This window comes from Microbulbifer maximicatervae (SeqCode), from assembly GCF_052468295.1.
The window spans coordinates 1,787,380-1,808,358 of record NZ_CP174340.1; the positions used below are offsets into that span (position 1 = coordinate 1,787,380).

Consider the following 20,979-nt stretch of genomic DNA (forward strand, 5'->3'; position numbering starts at 1 on the left):
AGGGCGCAATGCACTTGCATTGCGCCCTTTGTTGCCTATGAAATCCAGATACCGTTTACTGTGGATCAAGCTCCACACCTATTTTTCCTGCTTTTTCCTACCCATTGCCATTTTGTATATCGCCACGGGCGTGCTCTATCTATTTGATATAGAGGGGGGCGTCGATGAACAATTTGAGTACACAGTTTCTCTACCCAAGGGCCTGCCCAGCAATGAGCAAGAGACTCTGGATACCATATCTCCGTTTGTTCAGCCCACAGAAGTATCATTGCCGGCAGATTTCTATTTGGAGGATGAGTGGATTGGCTGGTATGGCTACAAACGCCAAGTCTATTTGGAGCCTAGCCAGGATAAGCAATCAGCGATACTTCATGTAAAAGAACATGATCTATGGCATCAATTTCTGCTGATTCATAAAGGTCATGCTGGCCCCCTCTTCTGGTTCTCATCCATTATGCTTGGTGCGAGCCTGCTATTTAGCCTGATTAGTGGATTAGTGGTTGCTTTTGCGGTGCCAAAATTCAGGAAGACTTCTATACAATTTACTTCTCTCGGGCTTATTGCACTGGTAATTGCCTTTTTTATTGGGGGCTGAAGTTTCACCATTTGAGGGAGTTCTAGCTAGGGAGCCTCTGAGCAGCTATATGCATCTCTATAGCTCTTCAAGGTACGCATTATGCGACTTTAAGAGCGGGTTCACGAAATTACCCAGAGCCCCTAGCTCCAACTTAAAACTTTAAGCCAGTTTACAAATCTTGTCCTCCAACTGCTGTTTAAATTGATAAAGATGGATGCCATCCAGAAAGCAGTGATTGACTTCAACATACATCGAGGTGACAAGGCGTCCCTCTTGGCGATGGTATTTACCCCAAAAAATAAAAGGTATTCCTGGATCACAACCTTCTTTCTGTACAGGCTTTACCTGTAGACCAGAGAAGTCACCCCAGGGGTAGCAGCTGATATTCAAGATATCATGACGGCTGATGAAATTTTCTACAGGGAGATACTCAGATTGCGCCCGTGAAAGCTCCCTTGCCTTGTGGACGAACTCTGTCAGATTCGTTTCCATTCTGGCCATAACGAGTTTGAATAACTCATTATTCCCTAAATCAGAAAATAAAGGATGCAGCATATCGTGCTCGATGGGCTGGCCATTGACGATACGATGCCTGAAACCCGCTATTTCATTTCCCACCTGCATGACCAGAAAAATAAGGCTGTAATAAAAAGGGAGTGTATTTTTTTTACAGAAAGATACCAGATTTGTCACATCGACCGGCTGGGTTAAGCCTATCCGAGTTGACCCTGCACTGCTCATAAAAAATTCAAAGTGGGCCTTTCTATTCCAGCGTTCGATATCTATAGGAGTCATGGACATATGAATATCGAGTCTTCAATGGATATTCATAGTTTAGGGTAGATTATAAGCAGCATCGGTGTTGCTAGTAGCTTTTATCTAGTTAGGACACCTGGAATATATTTAGAGGCATTAGCTACCATGCTGTAATCGCCATATCAAAACGCTCTTCCCTTCCGACTAATACCATTTTAGTAACGCTACTATTTCTCTCTTTCGCTCCTGTTTGAGGCACTAAAATAAGTCCCAACAACAGACTGTGCCACCTCATAAAAAGCGTTCATCTGTGCATAATTTGCAAAAGTGATGTTCCTGCTTATAAGTTTTAAGAAGGATAGAGCTCCCTATAATAACTTCCAGCTGTTAAAGCGAAATATCATTTAGATAACCAGGACTATTAACTATGACTACTAAGTACGAAAATGCCGTTTTGGATGATCAAGCATTGATCGAGGGACTTAAGTCTATTAACCCGGTATGGGGAGATCTAGCTGTACGAGTCGCAGGCGAGGTATGGGGAAAGCCGCTTCTGGATCAAAAAACCAAAGCACTAATCACTATCGCTATTGACCAAATGGCGCTCAATGTAAATGGTGAAGGTAACCCGTTTGGAGCCCATGTTGATATGGCACTCAAACAAGGGGCAACGTATGAAGAGATTGAGGAATTGATTGTTTTTGCCTCAATGTATACGGGCTTCAATAAAGGGGCTACCACCATGGGCGCACTGAATAAGCTTCGCCATGATCGAGGAGACATCTAATGGCTATCCCCGGACTTAAAAAAGCAGATCATATAGGATTCACCGTCCCCGATGTTGATTTGGCCGTTGAGTTCTTTAGTACACACTTTGGTTTTGAATTGGCTTATACGTTTGGGCCATTTGCCTCAGACGATACCTGGATGACGGATCACCTTAATGTAAATCCTCGTGCAGAGATCAAGAAAATTGCTGTTATGAATGCTAACAGCATCAATCTGGAAATATTCGAGTATGCCGACAACATAGATCGAAATAAGGTGGCACCAAACAATGCTGATGTTGGGGGGCATCATTTAGCATTCTATGTTGAAGACATTGATGCTGCGGTTGAATACCTCAAGAAACAGAATATAGAGGTGCTCGGCGCCCCTACGGTAATGACTGAAGGGCCAACTGAAGGAGAGACCTGGGTATATTTCATGGCTCCATGGGGCATGCAACTTGAACTCGTTTCATACCCTAATGGAAAGGCCTATGAGCATTTGACTAACGTACGCTTATTTGACCCTCGATGAATATTCTCGCCACTATTTTGGTTGTTATTGCAGGTATGGGGCTCTCCGTCGAGGCGGGATTGTTAGGGCCCCTAGGTATGCAGGTTGGTCACTTGTGGGCCACCTTAAGCATATTTGGTGTTGGGGCAGCCCTACTTTGGCTCATCAGTCTATTTGTCCCCAGTGCAAAATATATAAGCTGGCGAGAGGTTCCAAAGTGGCAGCTTTCAGGTGGCTTATTGGGACCTGTTTACGTTGTTGTTCTAACTTTAGCCACTCCTATACTTGGAGTAGCTATGACCATGATCGGGATTCTTGTGGGGCAAACAGCCAAAAGCTTCCTAATTGACTCACTGGGGTGGTTTGGGGTGCGTAAACAGCCCATTAATCTCCTGAGAGTATGTGGGGCAACATTTTTATGCCTTGCATTATATTTTACCTACTTGGGAGCCAAATTATGATTGGGCTGATGTTACTCGCAGTACTATCCGGCGTAGCGTTGAGCTCCCAGGCGGCAATTAACGGAAAATTTGGAGAAAGTGTAGGAGTTGTCCAAAGCGCCCTATTTACCTTTGGTATCGGAGCTGTAGTGATGGGCTTACTGGTGTTTTTCTTTGGAAAACACAGCGGCCCATCAATTCTTTCCGTACCTAAGTGGCAACTAACAGGTGCACTTTTTGGTATCTTCTACATGATAGTCGTAGTTGCTGTTGTTCCTAGAATTGGTGTGGCATCAACAACAATTGCAACGATTTTTGGGCAGATGAGCATGAGTTTGATTATTGATACCCAGGGATGGTTTACGAATCCGTCTATCCCGTTAAGTTCCTGGCGAATTGCCGCAATGGTTTGCGTAGTTCTAGCGTTGATCTGTAATTACCTTGCTAATCGGAGAGCTCCAGTTCGCAGTAATGAGGCACTGCAGCCCGCTATCCAAAGTTAGCTGAATATACAGGAGTAAAGCACTACTCAGAGGGGCCATAACATCACTCAACAGTTACCCACTATCGACCGCTAGCTAATGAATTACGATATATCAATATTAGAGTTAAAACTGTTCTTAATGACGGCCCAATTGGGTAACTACTCTGAGGTTTCCAGGCAGCAGGGAATGACACCGTCCTCTGTATCGCGAAAAATGGCCCAGCTAGAGGGGAAAGTGGGAACCAAACTACTGCACCGTCATACCAGGGCAATATCACTGACGGATGAAGGTACGGTCTTTGCAAAGTACTGTAGCGATATCGTTCGTCAGTATGAGTTAGTTTGCGGGCAAATTGAGCAAAGAGCCAACACACCACGGGGAGTTGTTAAAATCAGCGCTCCCGTTGCTTTTGGGCGGCTTCATATTGCTCCTTATATTCCAGATTTGTTAGAGCTTTATCCGCTACTTAGGATCGAAATGCAGCAGACAGATAGCTTTATTGACCCTGCTAAGGAGGGGGTTGACTTACTTATCAGAATTGGAGCGCTCCAAGATTCAGGCTTGAAAATGAATCGCTTTGGCAATCATAACTTTGTATTGGCAGCCAGCCCGGAATATCTGAGGGTAAATGGGGTTCCGGAAACCCCAGAGCAGTTAATTGCTCACAACTGTTTGGTATTTAAGGGAACCAATGGGCTACAGCGCTGGTTTATCGGTAAAGATGGTTTGACACCCTATGAAGTTAAGGGATCACTTTACAGCAATAATGCAGAAACGCTGGTTTCCAGTGCTATAGGGGGAGCTGGGGTTGTTATGTTTCCAACCTGGTTAATCAATGAAGAGATTCGGCTGGGCAAGCTGGTTCCTATTTTGACTGACTACCGCGCATCTTCATCGGCAGAAAACCAGACTATCAATGCACTCTACTTACCTACGGATAACCTGGCTCCCAAAGTACGTGTTGTTATTGATTTCCTTAAGGAGAAATACGGTAGTCCCTGCTATTGGGATGCTAAATAGAGAAGCCTTCTTGCTATGACTCGGTGGGTATCGTGTACATTGTAATGCAAACAGGTTTTAGTTACAGGCTGGGGCTCCTGCCTCGGCCTGTAACTTCTGCTTGGTATTGATAAGCCGGTTAGTCTAAATAATCTACACTCATCAAATATCGTAAGAAGAGTTAAAATTTATAACTCACCATTAATGACGTACGTCTAGAGCTATCAGTGTCCACGATTGGGCTATTACTAATCTCATCGCCATACCAGGTTTGATATACGCCCCCCATAAGAATAAGGTTTGGGCTAATGTTGTATCCCACTTGTACACCTAACCGCGTAATGATATCTGCATCAGCTTCATACGCTGCCCTATCTTGAGTTACTTGATTTAGGTCTACACCATAGTAGTAATCCAACGCACTATCACTTTGCCAGCTAATAGTGAAGTCGGGTTTGATGATCCACTTTTGGTGCTTGTAAGGCAGACTATATCCAGCCGATAGACTGTATCCGTCGTGGGTATCACTGATATCTTGTGAGATGCCAACCTTCCAAAGGCCTACAGGGCTTTTATAGTTCATTGATAAGTTGGCAAGAATCGCCAGGTCAAGCTCTTCCATATCGCTGAGCTTATCACTGTCCCCTCTGTCTCTATCGCCAGCGAAGTCGCCGCCAATACCAAACTTCACTCGAAGTTTATCATCGTGGTACAGATCAGCACCCAACTCAAAACCCTGAAAGTAAAAACGCTTGTAGCGGGCTGAGATCAGTGGAAATATGTTATTTTGGTCCTCTCCATCAACGTAGATTGACTCAACGCTAAAGGTCCCAATACCTACAGAAAGTGCCGTCTCATCCTGCCTTGGCGGCTTCTGGGTAACTTCATCTGCAAAAGCCAGGCTGGATAATGCCGAACCCACCAGCGCGGTGCACATACTCAAAGTTAATGGCAGAGAACTCTTATGGTTTTGATCTCGCAAACTAGACATATTGAATCCCAATTTGAACTGGTTGAAGTTCTGTTATTTATGGAGTGGATTCTATGCCGCTAAAGGTAAACGCCAGGTAAATAAACTCATGCCCAGGCCAGGTTAACGGTTAAGTATTGTTCATTTTTGTTGTAAGAAAAGATCCATTGCTGCTGATCGGCCACTTGCTTCAGAATATGAAGGCCCAAACCAAAACCCTGCCCTTCCCCCCTGTCAAAATGCACTTGCTGCTCCGGCAGTATGGGGTTCTGAACCCGGATTCCATTTGCATCAAAATCAATATCGATACTTCCCTCAAGGGTATGCTCAAAGGCATTTCTGAGCAGATTGGTTATAGCGATATCCAATAGCACTTGTACTTGCTTCAAGTTGACCGAACTATCCGAATTGAGATGAACTTGTACATCTCGCTGCCCCAAGAGATATTTGAGCTGCTCAACTCGAGTTTGTATCATATTACTGAAATCAAATTCTGTTGATTCCAGATTTACCTTGCTTTGAGATAGCAGCAGAAGTGCCTGTGTTAACTGGGTCATCTGCTCATAGGAGCGCTCAATCTGCTCCAGTTGAGTATCGATTGGCTTGCCTTTTTTTTGCCTTACCTTCACCACGTGCAAGGCACTGCCAATAGTTGCCAAGGGAGTTCTCAATTCATGGCTCGCATTCTGTAGAAATTGCTTTTCCTGCTCTTGATGATTCCATACCTGCTGTAGCGACTCTTGCAGTACGCATCCTACACGACCAAATTCGTCCTTCCTTTGCTTTAAAGATTCCGGGATCGGAGTCAACTTATGCCGGCTCTTTTGCGCAAATTTCTCCAGGTCTTTTAATGGCGATATCACTTGTCTTGCAAGAATAAGAGGCACACTTAATGCTAAAGTAAGGGTTAGTAAGACACCGATAAGAACTTCAATTTCTACCTTTTTGTACTTGCTGGGTATTGCAGCTTCTTCTATTTCCAGCACGTAGTAAGTTGTCTTAAGGGCGCTTTCAGCATAAGGCATAATGGCTAAATAGTAGCGATCATCAATTAAGTCTTTGCTAAAGTGCACCCTTTTTTCTTCGCCGTCAGCTTCCTCTAACACGCGCTTTGCCGTATCTGGCAGTGAACTGTACTCATCATATGTTTGTAACTGGGCAAAAAAAGGGTCATCAATAACCCCTCCAGCCTCAATGATACGTTTTTCGGCTACAGATATCAGTGTCGCACCTAAAGCGTGCTTAACCATTTTGATTTTGGATCTCTCGACGACAACTGCACTGCACGCCACAATTGCGGCAAGAATCCAAATATAGTGAAAGAAAAATTTTCTGCGAATGGAGCGATCAAAGGCTTTCATCACGCTTCCCCAGGATAACGCCCTTCCCTCTGATCGTGTGCAGTAGTGGAAAACTGAACCCCTTATCGATTCCCTGCCGCAACCGATACAGATGTACTTTGATTACGTCGGATTCGGGGGAAAGAAACTGCCATAAATGCTGTTCAATTTTTTCTTTAGTAACCAGCTTCGGACTCTGTTGCATCAAAAACACGAGCAATTCCCAACAGATTGGGGGCAGATTTATAGATTTTCCCTGCCTGGTGACTTCATGGGTCTCTAAATTAACTTCCAGGTCCTCAACTTTATACCGGGTTTGGGTAACACGTCGTTTTATCGATAGAGACCGAATCCGCGCGACCAGCTCAAGCATTTCGAAGGGTTTAACCAGGTAGTCATCCCCTCCAGATTGGAAACCGGTGATTTTATCGTCCAATTGGTCCAGCGCGGTCAGCATCAATATTGGTGTCGAGCTTCCTGCATTGCGCAACTTAGAACTCACTTCGAAACCGCTTCTACCCGGCATCATGACATCAAGTACGATTACATCGAAGTCATGCTTTGAGGCCAGCTCAGTGGCCATTATTCCATTGTCAGCGTAGTCACACCGAATATTGTACTCTTCGAGGCTCTCAATAATATTGGACGCCAGTGCGTGATTGTCTTCAGCTAAGAGTACCAATAATGGCGTTTTGCAGTCAGGCCCCATTGATCTAGTCACTCAAAAGTTCTCGATATCCTGGAATGATAAGGCTCAATGGGTAAACGGTAAGTAAACAAGTGTAAAAGTGATGAAATTTTAACCACCTATTTGAAGCTTACTTGTGAGCTGGCCTGACTACAAATACGAGATCTATAGCCCCTCTTCCCAAAAGGCTATTTGATTGCTGGATTACAATTTTGGTTAAAACTCATTTTCGGCAATAGTTGCTGCCAACTGCTTAAGCTTTGGCTGCTGCCCCTCGATATTGGTGAGCCCAATTATTAAATGGTTTTCTTCAGGAAATATGACGATTAGGGCGCTAAAGCCATAGATTCCGCCAGATTGCGTATACACTTTTTTGCCAGCGACTGTGGAGGTAACCCAGCCAAAACCATATCCTCTCTCGACAAAAACATCTCCTTTGTCAGCGGCAGGAATCAAAGAGCCTGTGGCTATGGATTCGGACCAGGTTTCCAAGTCTGCCAGGTTACTGGACAAGGCCCCTGCAGAATAAGGAATCGACATATCAATATAGTTTGCCAGCTCAGCCTGGTTAGCGGTTGCATAGCCTTGAGCGTGGTTCGCTTGGGAGATTGTACTCTCGCCATATCTTGTATGATCCAAGCCTAACCCCTCCAGGATATGTTGGGACAAGTACTGCGTGTAGGTGTACCCGGAGATCAACTCAATAAGGTACCCCAGTAAAATATAGTTTGAGTTTGAATAGCTATATTTTTCACCAGGCTCGAACTCCAGAGGCTTAAACTTAGTCAGATTGACCAATTCCAAAGGACTAAAAGATTCATTGTGGTCAATGCCGTAAAAAAACTCCGGGATACCTGAGCGATGAGTGAGGAGGTGTCTAAGGGTGATCTCATCTCCTCTTGGGTAGTCCTTCACAAAATGTGAAACAGGCATGTCGTAGCTAGAAATTTTTCCAGTGTTCTTTAGCTGTACAACCGCTAATGCCGTCAGGGTCTTGGAGAGAGAGCCAATTCGAAACTGGGTATCAGTTCGGTTAGGTATCTTTTGGGCTACATTGGCAGAGCCGAACCCTTTTCTCAAAATATCAGTGCCATTACGCTTTACGAGAAATGACCCTATAAAACCTTCAGATTCAAGCAAACTTTCAGCGCTGGTGTAATCCGAGTGGAATGGATGACTGTAGACTTGTGGAGAGAGTGCACCGAAAGAAGCGATTAACAAAACCGCAAGACAAACTGCTTTCATTCTTATATCCGTGAAACTGTAGTTAAGCTGGTAGCAACCCCTGGTCAGGGGCAAGAAATAGCCAAGGTATTAAAGAAAAGCTAGTCAATTTTAGTGAGGTTTCTAGAAAGTTGATCTGCAACTGCAAAAAATGCCTGCAGATTTTTTTTATCGATGCCTTGCATCAGATCTTTCGAAAAGTTTCCCTCAACTTCCTCTACACGAGCAAAGAATTGGTTGCCTTTGCCGGTAAGCCGTAAAAGTTTGCTACGTCCATCACTAGGATTGGGAACACGCTCCACCATTCCCGACGTACACAGCTCATCGACCAATCTTGTAATTTGCCCTTTGTCTCGCTTTAAGGCCCCACCCAATTCTGCCGGCGTCAGCTCCTGTTGAGCCCATATTTGCCGCATTGCCCGCAACTGCTGGGGGGCGAGTTTTATTCGCATTTCCTCAAGTTGAGGCGCTATCTGCATACCCAAGTCGTAACTGAGGCGGAAGATCGCTTCATGAATACTTCTGTGCTTTTCCACCTGATGTTCCCCTGACTTTAAAACTGTATGCGAGAAAGTCGCACTTTAACTGATTTGCCTCGCCCAAGATAGTTGACATTAATCAACCAAATAGAATAAGTTGATATATATCAACTAAAAACATTATGGAGATTACTACTATGAAGATACCGCCAACCCTGAAGAAAGTACTTCTGGCTGCACTGGCGTACACTTGGATAGAAGCGACAGTTGCGGCCCTAGGCCGGCGAGTGCTGCTGACTGATATTTATGATGGAGCGGACTTCTTTGACACTGTTGAGCCGTCACTATCCGTATTCCTGCAAGGTATGAGTATTCACTTTCTTGCGGGGCTGCTAGTTTCTTTGTTATTTGCACGGATGTGGACATCAGCAAGGCCTGATCGCCCTGCATCTCCGGTAACCTATGTAATCGTGATGGGACTATTGCACTGGGTGCTGGCTGTCTATGGTTATATTCCTCGCCACCATATGACTGATGCGGGAGTCTTCCTTGGGCTAGAGACCCTCTTTGTTGCTATTACTTTTGCGCTTTATGGCCTGGTGCTCAGCAGAATATTCAAGCGGCAGAAAGATAGTACCAAGGCACAATCGGTAGGCGGCCGTCAACTGACTTAGTTGAGCTTGGTAGTTTTTTTAGAGTGAGAGGTTTTCCCGGCTCTGTCAGGTTTTCCAGAGGAAAATAAAAACCGGCAATATATGAAGGGGATTGCTTCTGAAGTGCCTCCCCAGCAAATATCTTGCCGGGGAGGTATAGCGGTCTCGCCCCTTATTGGGGGCGAAGCCTAAAGTTTACAGGCAGACAATGTTTTCTGCTTGTGGGCCTTTAGCGCCCTGAGTCACGGTAAACTCTACCTTCTGGCCTTCGGCCAAGGTTTTAAAACCGCCACCGGAAATTGCGCTGAAGTGAGCAAAAACGTCGGGACCGGATTCCTGGGCGATGAAGCCAAAACCTTTCCCTTCGTCAAACCACTTAACGGTACCAGTAACTGTATTAGACATAATAGATATCCTTGATTGAACAATTGCGCTCCAATTGAATGGAGTTGTGCGGGCAAAAAGTATTATTTTAAACGAGACCGAACGAAGGATTATGACTAAAACTACGAGGTAAACTGCAATAAAAAATGGCTTTTAAACCGGCGGACGAATAGTAGCACTAGCCTGTCACCTATGTCCACTTTTGCCTAAACTCACCCTCGACATTGGTACTCAGACCGCCGTCCACTGCCGCATAAAGGCGCGATGAACCGGAGGCACTGAGGCGATGCAGTGTGCAGATAGCCACAATGCCGATTTTGCCAAAGGATTGCTCGAGGAGATCAGCTTTCTCGCCAGTTCTGTTTTCTTAACCACGGACTCCCCTGCCTCATGCCGGGAGGTAGAGTAGCTATCGACCGCACCGTTAGCGATAGCAGATGCTGCAGCTATGGCGTCGGCCATACCCAGATTCATCCCCTTTCCTCCCACTGGAGAGTGGCAGTGGGCTGCGTCTCCAGCCAATAACACCCGGTGCTTTCGGTAAGTTTCTGCCTGTCGGATGGAGATTTTGAAGGCTGCTGTCCTTCGGATGTTGGCGATTTCTATCGGCAGCCTGAGGGTTGCCAGGGCATCTTCGGTTGATGATGCGATGCGAGCGCGGCGCTGTTCGATAGGGAGTACCAAGGTGAACTCACCTTCCCCGCCGTACAGGTCCAGGGCAATCTCTTCCGGATCGAAGTTTCCTCTCAAATCCACATCCGCAATTGACCACTTATTGGGCAGATCAATACCCGGGTACTGTATTTTCAGCTGCTGTCGCACGGCGGACTGTATACCGTCTGCGGCAATTACCCAGTCAAAAGAGGCGCTGGTATTGTCTGAGAAATTAACGGCCGCCTTCTCTGGGGTGGTTGTGATGTTTGTGACTGAGACCCCGTACTCAACTTCGACGCCCCTCTCGGCAAGAGTATCCCTGAGGATTCCCTCGGTCCGGTTTTGCGGCAACCCGAGAGGCACCCTATCGCGAAACTCATTTCCGCTGTTGTCGATATAAACCAGGGTTCTCTCATCGCGCAATATGTGCATTTTCCTCAGAGGCATCGCCTCTGCAAGAAAGGGATCTGCGGCTCCCAGCTCCCGAAGGGCATCAATGGTGGCTGGCATAATGCCAACAGCGCGGGAGAGTTCGGAAGGGCTATCTTTGCGCTCAACAATACGGCACCTCAGCCCCAAAGACGTGAGGGCGACTGCAGCAGTCAATCCGGTCGGACCGGCACCAATTACCAGGATGTCCATCGATACAACTTGTAGCCTGAAAGCTCAACCGGTCGACACAGAATGCCTCGATCGCTACAGGGAGCTTGTGCTGCAAGCTTAGACAAATTTCTACCGCTATAGAGGGGTGTTATGCACTCTAAATGTGCTCAGCCCCTCTTCTGTGGTATCCCTACTTAAATACTTTTATCTCTGTCGGAGGAGTCGGGAATGTCACTGTAGCCCAGGGCCGCTGCGGGCTTATCCATCGAAGCTCCCTGGCGATCCAGAACACCGATATCCAGTACTGGGGAAGCATCGATATGTTGAGCATCCATCATTTGAGCCACGCGCTGTAGTGAAGCAATAATCATGCTCTGCTCCCAGTCTTTCAGATCGCCAAACTGACGAGCAAACTGGTCCTGGAGCGGTATGGGGGCATCGCGCAAAGTCTCAGCGGCCTCTTCAGTAAGATATGCATGCACTTTGCGCTTATCCGCCTGGGAACGCTGACGATAAACCAAACCTCTCTTCTCCAGGCGGTCAAGAATATTGGTCACGGTTGCCTGGCTCAGACTGACCTCGTTGGCCAGTTCACCGATCGTCACTTCACCCTTGTTGCGAATAGCTTGTAGCAATAGCACCTGGGGGGCGGTTAGACCGGTGGTTTTTGCCAGATGCCTGGAGTGCAAATCTGTGGCTCTTATTACTCGCCGCAAGGCCACTAGCACTTGTTCGATACTGTTCAAAGCTACCTCTTAATCTCGAAATCTGGGTGACTGTGTCGATTATATCGCTGGAGACTTTAATCGCTAAGCCCTTCTAAATTTAAAGGCAGAGTACGCCGCGAAAGCGCAGGCTGTTCAAGTAACCCCCACTGAATACCCCCTCAAAAGCAGTTTCAAATTAATCCCAAAGCTTTACTTTCGATCTCAAAGGAATATTTTATGGCTTCAATAGGTGAGCTATCCCAATAAGTCACCAAAAATTAGGCTGTATTATGCATAAAGCGTAGGCTGGACTTTACACTTTACTGCTGTACGATGCTTAGCCCTCAATGCAAATTCACAATAAAACCGGTACAAAATCACTTAATTTGGGTTAATTTTCACCGCAGTGAGCTTTTTTTAATCGTTAGAGTGTTTAGAGCTAAAATAATTGGTTGCCGGTTACGGAGGTTTTTTGTCTAGTTCAGAGAGTATTTCATTGCGAATCCCATCCCTTGAAGACGGTATTGCAGCCCATCGATTAATTGCCAACTGCCCACCTCTGGATACAGATTCCAACTATTGCAGCCTGCTCCAATGCGGCCACTTTGCCAACACCTCGGTAATTGCAGAAGCTGGTGGAGAGACTTTGGGATTTACCTCTGGATACATAATCCCCGACCGCCCAGACACATTGTTCATTTGGCAAGTTGCGGTGGCTGAACAATCCCGAAACCTGGGGCTTGCCTCTCAAATGCTCAGCAACATTATTGGACGCCCCCATTGCAAGTCGGTGAAGTTTATTGAAACCACAATAACCGAGCACAACCTACCCAGCTGGGCACTTTTCCATAGCACCGCAGAAAAATTAGTTGCCGACCTTCACTCTTCGCCCTGGATGGATTCACTGGAACATTTCGATGGGGTGCACCCCTCTAAAACCCTTGTTCGTATCGGGCCCATAGCCCAATAAACAATAATTCTTCATGGGGAGGGAGAAGCCTCCTGGGCGAAGGACCTGAGTAACCCAGATCTAACGACGGTAAAACCCTGGCAAAAGTTGAGGACCTGCTAGACTTAAGGCACCTCTGCACGGCTCCTTATTTTCACTCAGATAGATCGACTACGCAGGTCGTAAGTTAGAAGTATCGATGACCAGACAGCCCCCAATGCCAGAGACTCTCCACCCCGATTCTCAATTGCAGTCGCACTTTCAAATCCCGACGCGGAAGCTATGCACCCCCACTCGATACAGGGATGCCGGGACGGTTTTGTGATTAGCCACTGCCCGGTTTCTCTCGCAGCAAGTAATCGACCTCGATCTCCCGGCCTGAATTTAATTTGATTCTCCCACTCTTTTTTCAAGCAAGAGAAAGGATCTGTTAGAGACGATGCATACGATAGAAAAGATTGGCGGCACCTCCATGACGGACTACGAGTCAGTCAGGGATAACATTATTAAAGGTAGCTCCAAGGGGCTCTACAACCGTGTTTTTGTAGTCTCCGCCTACGGGGGTATCACCGATCTACTTCTCGAGCAAAAAAAGAGTGGTCAGCCGGGTATTTATGCCCTCTTTTCCAGCAGCATTGAAGATGATAGCTGGCTGACTAAATTCGCCGAGCTTCGTGAAGCGCTACTGCAAATCAATAGCCGCCTGTTTGAGCGAGGAGATCTCCTTGCTGAAGCCAACGCATTTCTGGATGAGCGACTGGAGAGCGCCAATAAGTGTTTGCGAGATCTGCAAAGTCTCTGCCAGCACGGCCATTTTTCCCTCGATGCCCACTTGGCCACCGTAAGGGAAATGTTAGCCAGCCTGGGCGAGGCCCACAGCGCATGGAATACCGCAAAATTACTCCAGCGGGATGGTGTTAATGCCTGCTTTGTTGACCTCACCGGCTGGCGAACCAATAGGCACATCCCTTTGGATGAGCGCATTCGCGATGCCTTCTCCAATATCGACTTAAGCAAGCAGCTTCCCGTCGTGACCGGTTATGCCCACAGCGACAAAGGGCTGCTGACTTCATTTGATCGCGGCTATAGTGAAATGACTTTCAGCCGCCTCGCGGTCCTTACCGGTGCAAAGGAAGCGGTAATTCACAAAGAGTTTCACCTGAGCAGCGCTGATCCCCACTTGGTGGGAAAGGAAAACGCGGTACCGATCGGCCGAACCAATTACGATGTTGCAGATCAGTTAGCCAACCTCGGCGTGGAAGCAATTCATCCAAAAGCGGCCAAGGGGCTGCGCCAACAGAATATTCCCCTGAGAGTAAAAAACACCTTTGAACCCGAACACGCCGGCACCCTGATCACGGGTGATTATGTGAGCGACTCCCCAAGGGTGGAGATCATTGCGGGCTGCAAAGGTGTCTATGCCCTGGAGTTATTTGATCAGGATATGGCTGGAACCATTCACGACTATGATCGCGAGGTGCTACTGGTTATCAAGCGTTTTAAGGCCCACATTATTTCCAAAGATACCAATGCCAACACCCTTACTCACTTTCTTTCCACCAATTTGAAAACTATCAAACGGATTCAGTCGGCATTAGAGGAGCGCTTTCCCGAGGCAGAATTGAATCAACGCAAGGTTGCGATCGTCTCCGCCATCGGTAGTGATATGCAAATCCCCGGCGTACTTGCCAAGGCAGTGCAGTCGATGTCCACTAACAACATTCAAGTGCTGGCTATGCATCAGTCTCTGCGCCATGTGGATATGCAGTTTATTGTTAATGAGCCGGACTATGACACAGCCGTTCGAACCCTGCATGAAGCCCTGGTTGAAATTTATGATCACGGGACGGCAATATGCCTCGCCTCTTGAGTGCGGGTGCCCTGCTCCTGGTATTTATTTCAGTTATATCTGCTTCACAGGAGGCAGGAGAAAAGAAGCAGGACCAGGAAAGTGTGCAAAGCGAAGTAGATACCCTCCAGAAACCCCTATACACCCCCTTTGTCGAGCGCTATGTGCTCGATGAAATCAAGCAATTGCGTATTGATCAGGCTAAAGCCAAGCAGGAGTTAATACAGCAAATCGTCGATCGGGAGCACAATTCGGTTGACCGCGCAGTGGCCTATGCCACCGATACCGTGACCTACTTCTTTTACCTGATAGCCGCAGCCACTTCGATACTGGTATTGGTGGGCTGGCGATCTTTCCAGGATATTAAGGAGCGCGTGCACTCCCTGGCCGATGAAGAAATATCCAAACTGGTCCAAGAGTACGAGAAGCGCCTGGAAGTTATAGAAAAGCAGCTCCAGCAGAAAACCCAACATATCGAAGAAAACCGCGAGGAAATCGAGCTAACCCAGGAGGTTCAGTCCCTTTGGTTACGAGCACAACAGGAATCCTCTATTGCCAACAAAATAGCGATCTATGATGAGATATTGCGTCTTCGCCACGAAGATGTAGAGGCGCTTACCTATAAGGCTGATGCGGTGTTGGAACTCGATGAGCCCCAGTGGGCCGCGAACCTTTGCCATCAGGCCCTGGGTATAGACCCGGATAACAGCCACGCCTTTTATCAGTTGGCCTGTGCCCATACCACCATGGGGCAATTTGATGAAGCATTGCGCTATCTGGCTGAGGCAATTCAGCGGCGGGAAAGCTATCGAGAAGAAATCCTCAGCGATAGCGCTCTGCAACCCTTAGCCGAGAGCAAAGTCTTTAAGGATCTGGACCAGGTTATCGCAAATACCCCCTTCCCTCAGAACAGTGGCAAAGGCTCATAAAACAGGCCGCTTACAAGCAGGTCATATTAAATCCCCAAGCCGGTTAACGACCTGCCTTCACCCTCCCTCTGGATAGTCTTATGACTTGCAGGTCCAACCTTTTGTATGATTTTTAAACAGTCCTTTTTATAGAGTTCAAATGAGATTTTTGGCCCAATTCGAGCCTAATCTACCCCTCTAGAAATCGGTTTTACGCTGTATCCGCCGGGAAATAAATCCCCTACGAACCTGCCGCTTTTGTTGCATTGAGTGCTAACAATTAGAGTTCAAATTAAAAATATGTTACATTTTGTGTCATATCGCTCGATAAACGACTATCGAGACCGGGCTGGAATCTGACGATTAGGGACAAAAGTCTTCGTCAGACCGGCCCTTTTTTATGATGACTGGACCTTCACGATCGGCCCATTGCGCCCTTCAAGTCCATCGCCAACGAACAACCGACTGACCCTCTGTTAAAGCAGTATGGAGAGACAGATGTCACTGGACAAACAACGGAATTTTGTAGACGGCCGCTACCTGTCGAATGAGAGCGGCGAGTGCTTTGATGTATATAACCCAGCTACCAACGAGGTCAGCTATCAGGTTGAGGTTGCCGACGAAAAGGTACTCGCAGAAACCATCGAGAGTGCCAAGCGCGGTTTTGCCCAGTGGTCTGCGATGATGCCGGTAGAACGCAGCCGCATCCTGCTGAAAGCAGTAGCACTGTTGCGCGAGCGCAACGACGAACTGGCAGCTATCGAAGTGACTGATACCGGCAAGCCCTGGCAGGAAGCCAGTGTTGTCGACGTGGTGACTGGGGCCGACTCCATCGAATTCTTTGCCGGCCTGGCTGCAGGCATTGAAGGCAATCAGCAGCAAGTCGGTGAGGACTTCTACTACACTCGCCGCGAGCCCCTGGGCATCTGCGCCGGAATCGGTGCCTGGAACTACCCCTTACAAATCGCTTGCTGGAAAGCCGCCCCGGCCCTGGCCTGCGGTAACGCCATGATCTTCAAGCCTTCCGAAGAAACCCCCAAAGGTGCTTTGAAGTTGGCTGAAATCTTTATTGAAGCAGGCATGCCCCCGGGTGTTTTCAACGTAATCCAGGGCGATGGCGCCGTGGGTGCCTGGCTGACTAACCACCCGGATATCGCCAAGGTTTCCTTTACCGGCGAAGTGGGTACCGGCAAGAAAGTTATGGCCGCAGCGGCTTCCAATCTGAAAGAAGTCACCATGGAGCTGGGAGGCAAATCTCCGCTGGTTATCTTTGATGATGCCGACCTGGAGCAAGCCGTTTCTGCTGCCATGCTGGGCAACTTCTACACCCAGGGCGAAATCTGCACCAACGGTACCCGGGTATTTGTACACCGCAGCATCCACGATCAGTTCCTCGCTCGTCTGAAAGAGCGTGTTGAGCAAAATATTATTGCCGGTGATCCGATGAATCCGGACACCAACTTCGGCGCCCTGATTTCTGCCAAGCACCAGCAACTGGTAATGGACTACATCAGCAAGGGTAAAGAGGAAGGCGCGACCCTGTTCTGCGGCGGTCACACCCTTTCACCAGAAAATTCACCTAACGGTTACTTCGTTGCTCCCACCGTATTCACCGACTGTCATGACGATATGATCATCTGCCGCGAAGAGATCTTCGGCCCGGTAATGTCGGTACTGGTCTTTGATGATGAAGACGAAGTGATCCGCCGCGCTAACGATACCCGATTGGGCTTAGCCGCCGGCGTATTTACCCGTGATATCACTCGCGCCCACCGTGTGATCCACCAGATGCAAGCGGGTATCTGCTGGATCAATGCCTACGGTGCTTCCCCGGCAGAAATGCCGGTGGGCGGATACAAGTTATCCGGAATCGGACGCGAAAATGGACTTGCGACCCTGAACCACTATACCCAGCTAAAAGCGGTGTATGTGGGCCTGGCACCACTGGAAAGTCCATTTTAAGCGGTACCCTGTATGAGTGAGTTTGACTACATCATTGTCGGCGCCGGCTCTGCCGGTTGCGTTCTGGCCAACCGCCTGTCTGCCCAGGAAGATAAAAAAGTCCTCCTGGTAGAGACAGGAGGTAGCGATCGCAGCATCTTTATCCAGATGCCCACCGCGCTGTCCATCCCCATGAATACTGAGAAGTACGCCTGGCAGTTTACGACTGAACCGGAGCCCCACTTGGATAACCGCAGTATGCACTGCCCCAGGGGCAAGGTACTCGGTGGTTCCTCCTCGATTAACGGGATGGTTTACGTGCGCGGGCACGCTAAAGACTTTGATGAGTGGGCACAGCACGGCGCCGAAGGCTGGGATTACGCCCACTGCCTGCCCTACTTTAAACGCTCTGAGACCTGGGCTTTCGGCGGTGACGATTATCGTGGTGACGAAGGTCCACTGGGGGTCAATAACGGCAATGAAATGGCCAACCCCCTTTATGGAGCCTTTATCGAAGCTGGCAAAGAAGCTGGCTACGACTACACCGCAGATTACAATGGTGAGCAGCAAGAGGGCTTTGGCCCCATGCATATGACGGTAAAAGATGGTAAGCGCTGGTCTACCGCCAACGCTTACCTGAAGCCGGCAATGCAGCGCCCCAATTTGACGGTATTGACCCACGCCACTGTGCATAAGGTGATTCTGGAAGGTAAACGGGCAGTCGGAATCAAACTTGAACGCAAGGGAAAGATCCTGGAATTCAAGGCGCGGCAGGAAGTCATCCTCAGCGCAGGTCCCATCGGCTCCCCTCACCTTCTTCAGCTCTCCGGAATCGGAGATCCCGACACACTGGCAGAAGCCGGTATCGAACTCCAACACGAACTCCCCGGCGTCGGCCAAAACTTGCAGGACCACCTGGAGTTCTATTTCCAGTTCCGCTGCAACCAACCGATTTCCCTGAATGGCAAGCTCGATCCGTGGAATAAATTCCTGATCGGCGCTCGTTGGATACTGAAGAAGGATGGTCTCGGAGCCACCAACCATTTCGAGTCATGCGGTTTTATTCGCTCCAAAGAAAATGTGGAGTGGCCGGACCTGCAATATCACTTCCTGCCAGCAGCCATGCGCTATGACGGCCGCGAAGCTTTCGACGGCCACGGCTTCCAGGTGCATATCGGGCACAACAAGCCCAAGAGTCGCGGCAGAGTCAAAGTGGTGAGCAGTGATCCCAAGCAATCCCCTTCCATCCTGTTTAATTATTTACAGGAGAAAGAGGATATTGAGGGTTTCCGTGCTTGTGTGCGACTAACTCGCGAGATTATCAATCAGCCGGCTTTCGACGAGTACCGGGGCGATGAAATCCAGCCCGGCACCGATATCCAGACTGATGAACAAATTGACGCTTTCGTACGGGAATCCGTCGAGAGTGCATACCACCCATCCTGCTCCTGCAAGATGGGAACTGATGCAATGGCAGTGGTAGACCCGGAAACCCGTGTACACGGATTGCAGGGCTTGAGAGTTGTAGATTCCTCCATCTTTCCGACCATTCCCAACGGCAACCTGAATGCGCCCACCATTATGGTGGCGGAGCGGGCTGCTGACCTGATTTTAGGGCGCCCAGTATTGGCGCCCTCCGAGGCACCGGTAGCGACCAAAGCTACCAGCACTCAGCGACCTGGCCGCCCTGCGCGCTCAGTTAGCTGATTTTTCGTCGGCGCTCTGGCAGAGATTTGACTGCCCCCTTCAAACACGACGGGGATACTCAAATCTCGCACAGCAACGCCCTTGAGGGGCGCCGGCATACCAATAACTAGCTGGAGACTCAGCATGACAGCTTGGCTTTCTGCGGGATTATTATTTACCTTCACGGCAATAATTTTCTCGCTGATTAAATGGGGAAATGTGAAGATGGTCGGGGTGACCCCGGTCAAAACCTTCACTTTTATAGCGATCCTTTTCACCTCCGGCCTCGATGTAGGCCTGATCATGTTCCCCCTCACCGAGTTCGGTGGCTATGCAGACCTAGCCGCAAACCCAGAATATGGCTTCACCAACGCACTCGCGATTGAGTTTGGCTTTTGGGCCTTCCTGATCTGGGGTTTCTACTTCCTCACCTGTTTTTACTTCTGCATTATCGAGCCCAAAGTTAAATTCTTTGAGATCGGCCTGGTAAAGCTGATCAACAACGTGGTGATTATCGGTACCTGCGCGTTTACCGCCTACCTGCTGCTCAGCAACTTGCCCTGGTATCTGCCACAGGTTGGCGATGGTGAAACCATTGTTGGTACCTTCTACCTGATCGTATTTGCCGTGATCGCCGCTGCGGTCTACTCATCCACCAGCCTGCGCTATGTGCGCTTCCTCAGTCTGGCGACTACCTGGATGTTTATTGGCTTGATCGCGGTAATGTGGGTCGGTGCCTTTACCGGTGAAAATGGCAGCGTTGGCGACTTCGCTTCCACCTTTGCGCTGCTCGGCGGTTACTTCGGTAATATCCACCAGTTCGTGCTGCCGCTGAATGACTACCACGAGTTCTACCTGTTCTGGTGGTTTGCGTGGAGCATTATGATTGGCCAGTTTACCTCCCGCTTTGTGGGCGGTCTGCGTACTTACCAAGTGCTGGCGGCGATGCTGATTTTCCCATCCATCCCCATCGCACTGTGGTTCACCGTGCTTTACTACTATTCCAGCCAGGGCCTGGATACTACTGGCTTCTATAACCTGGCCATGATCATTGTGGGTGTTACTTTCGTGATCAACTCACTGGACTCCCTGATTCGCCTGTACACCGACAACCTGGGTATGACCGTTGCGCGTCTGGGTAAGTGGAAATACTTCGTACTGAACCTGGCAGCGATGAGCCTGCTCACCCTGTTGTTCAAGCTCGACTTCCTGCAAATCCAGTGGATCGGTGCTTTGGTGATTGGCATTTTCTTCTGCTGCCTCGGCTACATCCTGGTGAAGCGCTTCAAGGCCGTAGCGGCTATCGACTCTTCCCCCAAGGAGAACCAGATCGACTTCACCAAGATCGAACTGGCGAGCTAACTGTTGAAATTCCCCCATCCAATTGGGTGGGGGCTACAAAATAT

22 protein-coding genes are annotated in these 20,979 nt (G+C 48.5%); 13 read left to right on the forward strand and 9 right to left on the reverse strand.

Annotated elements, in window-relative coordinates; translation table 11 throughout:
* The first annotated feature begins 37 nt into the window (after positions 1–37).
* Positions 38–595, forward strand: coding sequence for a PepSY-associated transmembrane domain-containing protein (locus ACJJIQ_RS08105; protein WP_413665787.1), 558 nt, complete (start codon positions 38–40; stop codon positions 593–595).
* A gap of 141 nt (positions 596–736) precedes the next feature.
* Here the strand turns inward: ACJJIQ_RS08105 and ACJJIQ_RS08110 are convergent, their stop codons facing one another.
* Entirely contained in the window at positions 737–1,378 is a 642-nt protein-coding gene (locus ACJJIQ_RS08110) for a CatA-like O-acetyltransferase (RefSeq protein WP_445364272.1), read from the reverse strand.
* 382 nt (positions 1,379–1,760) lie between these two features.
* Here ACJJIQ_RS08110 and ACJJIQ_RS08115 point away from each other — a divergent pair, with 382 nt between their 5' ends.
* The 5 genes from ACJJIQ_RS08115 (at position 1,761) to ACJJIQ_RS08135 (ending at position 4,559) form a co-directional block, all read left to right on the forward strand.
* A complete protein-coding gene (locus ACJJIQ_RS08115) occupies positions 1,761–2,120 on the forward strand; it encodes a carboxymuconolactone decarboxylase family protein (RefSeq protein ID WP_413665785.1) in 360 nt (119 codons plus the stop codon).
* Complete coding sequence (locus ACJJIQ_RS08120) at positions 2,120–2,635, forward strand: VOC family protein (protein WP_444908312.1); 516 nt, start codon at positions 2,120–2,122, stop codon at positions 2,633–2,635. The genes ACJJIQ_RS08115 and ACJJIQ_RS08120 overlap by 1 nt, the downstream gene beginning before the upstream one ends.
* Positions 2,632–3,075, forward strand: coding sequence for a DMT family transporter (locus ACJJIQ_RS08125; RefSeq protein ID WP_444908313.1), 444 nt, complete (start codon positions 2,632–2,634; stop codon positions 3,073–3,075). Before ACJJIQ_RS08120 ends, ACJJIQ_RS08125 begins: the two co-directional genes overlap by 4 nt.
* Complete coding sequence (locus ACJJIQ_RS08130) at positions 3,072–3,557, forward strand: DMT family transporter (RefSeq protein WP_444908314.1); 486 nt, start codon at positions 3,072–3,074, stop codon at positions 3,555–3,557. Before ACJJIQ_RS08125 ends, ACJJIQ_RS08130 begins: the two co-directional genes overlap by 4 nt.
* Before the next feature lie 120 nt (positions 3,558–3,677).
* The gene (locus ACJJIQ_RS08135; protein WP_445364273.1) at positions 3,678–4,559 is read left to right on the forward strand and encodes a LysR family transcriptional regulator; all 882 of its coding nucleotides are present in this window, start codon (positions 3,678–3,680) and stop codon (positions 4,557–4,559) included.
* 160 nt (positions 4,560–4,719) lie between these two features.
* Here ACJJIQ_RS08135 and ACJJIQ_RS08140 read toward each other — a convergent pair whose 3' ends face one another.
* From ACJJIQ_RS08140 to ACJJIQ_RS08160, 5 genes are all read right to left on the reverse strand, one after another.
* Positions 4,720–5,529, reverse strand: coding sequence for a MipA/OmpV family protein (locus ACJJIQ_RS08140; RefSeq protein WP_445364274.1), 810 nt, complete (start codon positions 5,527–5,529; stop codon positions 4,720–4,722).
* 86 nt (positions 5,530–5,615) lie between these two features.
* A complete protein-coding gene (locus tag ACJJIQ_RS08145; protein WP_445364275.1) occupies positions 5,616–6,869 on the reverse strand; it encodes a sensor histidine kinase in 1,254 nt (417 codons plus the stop codon).
* A complete protein-coding gene (locus tag ACJJIQ_RS08150) occupies positions 6,856–7,557 on the reverse strand; it encodes a response regulator transcription factor (protein ID WP_445364276.1) in 702 nt (233 codons plus the stop codon). Before ACJJIQ_RS08150 ends, ACJJIQ_RS08145 begins: the two co-directional genes overlap by 14 nt.
* A 195-nt stretch (positions 7,558–7,752) precedes the next feature.
* Positions 7,753–8,781 carry a serine hydrolase domain-containing protein gene (locus ACJJIQ_RS08155; protein ID WP_445364277.1) on the reverse strand — a complete coding sequence of 343 codons (1,029 nt, stop codon included), beginning with the start codon at positions 8,779–8,781 and terminating at the stop codon, positions 7,753–7,755.
* 80 nt (positions 8,782–8,861) lie between these two features.
* A complete protein-coding gene (locus ACJJIQ_RS08160) occupies positions 8,862–9,296 on the reverse strand; it encodes a MarR family winged helix-turn-helix transcriptional regulator (protein WP_445364278.1) in 435 nt (144 codons plus the stop codon).
* A gap of 140 nt (positions 9,297–9,436) precedes the next feature.
* Here ACJJIQ_RS08160 and ACJJIQ_RS08165 point away from each other — a divergent pair, with 140 nt between their 5' ends.
* Positions 9,437–9,913 (forward strand): hypothetical protein, encoded by a 477-nt coding sequence (locus tag ACJJIQ_RS08165; protein ID WP_445364279.1) that lies wholly within the window; start codon positions 9,437–9,439, stop codon positions 9,911–9,913.
* Between the two features lie 174 nt (positions 9,914–10,087).
* Here ACJJIQ_RS08165 and ACJJIQ_RS08170 read toward each other — a convergent pair whose 3' ends face one another.
* The 3 genes from ACJJIQ_RS08170 to ACJJIQ_RS08180 form a co-directional block, all read right to left on the reverse strand.
* Positions 10,088–10,297 (reverse strand): cold-shock protein, encoded by a 210-nt coding sequence (locus ACJJIQ_RS08170; protein WP_108733254.1) that lies wholly within the window; start codon positions 10,295–10,297, stop codon positions 10,088–10,090.
* A gap of 210 nt (positions 10,298–10,507) precedes the next feature.
* A complete protein-coding gene (locus ACJJIQ_RS08175; RefSeq protein WP_445364280.1) occupies positions 10,508–11,572 on the reverse strand; it encodes an FAD-dependent oxidoreductase in 1,065 nt (354 codons plus the stop codon).
* 155 nt (positions 11,573–11,727) lie between these two features.
* Positions 11,728–12,279: a MarR family winged helix-turn-helix transcriptional regulator gene (locus ACJJIQ_RS08180; protein WP_445364281.1), complete on the reverse strand. Its 552-nt coding sequence runs from the start codon at positions 12,277–12,279 to the stop codon at positions 11,728–11,730.
* Positions 12,280–12,712: 433 nt separating this feature from the next.
* Here ACJJIQ_RS08180 and ectA point away from each other — a divergent pair, with 433 nt between their 5' ends.
* The 6 genes from ectA (at position 12,713) to ACJJIQ_RS08210 (ending at position 20,935) form a co-directional block, all read left to right on the forward strand.
* The gene (gene ectA, locus ACJJIQ_RS08185) at positions 12,713–13,210 is read left to right on the forward strand and encodes a diaminobutyrate acetyltransferase (protein WP_445364282.1); all 498 of its coding nucleotides are present in this window, start codon (positions 12,713–12,715) and stop codon (positions 13,208–13,210) included.
* Between the two features lie 418 nt (positions 13,211–13,628).
* Positions 13,629–15,059 carry an aspartate kinase gene (locus tag ACJJIQ_RS08190; RefSeq protein WP_445364283.1) on the forward strand — a complete coding sequence of 477 codons (1,431 nt, stop codon included), beginning with the start codon at positions 13,629–13,631 and terminating at the stop codon, positions 15,057–15,059.
* Complete coding sequence (locus tag ACJJIQ_RS08195) at positions 15,044–15,967, forward strand: TPR end-of-group domain-containing protein (protein ID WP_445364284.1); 924 nt, start codon at positions 15,044–15,046, stop codon at positions 15,965–15,967. Before ACJJIQ_RS08190 ends, ACJJIQ_RS08195 begins: the two co-directional genes overlap by 16 nt.
* Before the next feature lie 477 nt (positions 15,968–16,444).
* Positions 16,445–17,908: a betaine-aldehyde dehydrogenase gene (gene betB, locus ACJJIQ_RS08200; protein ID WP_445364285.1), complete on the forward strand. Its 1,464-nt coding sequence runs from the start codon at positions 16,445–16,447 to the stop codon at positions 17,906–17,908.
* A gap of 12 nt (positions 17,909–17,920) precedes the next feature.
* Positions 17,921–19,594: a choline dehydrogenase gene (betA, locus tag ACJJIQ_RS08205; protein WP_444913750.1), complete on the forward strand. Its 1,674-nt coding sequence runs from the start codon at positions 17,921–17,923 to the stop codon at positions 19,592–19,594.
* A 123-nt stretch (positions 19,595–19,717) separates the two neighbouring features.
* Positions 19,718–20,935, forward strand: coding sequence for a BCCT family transporter (locus ACJJIQ_RS08210; RefSeq protein ID WP_445364286.1), 1,218 nt, complete (start codon positions 19,718–19,720; stop codon positions 20,933–20,935).
* Positions 20,936–20,979: the final 44 nt, after the last annotated feature.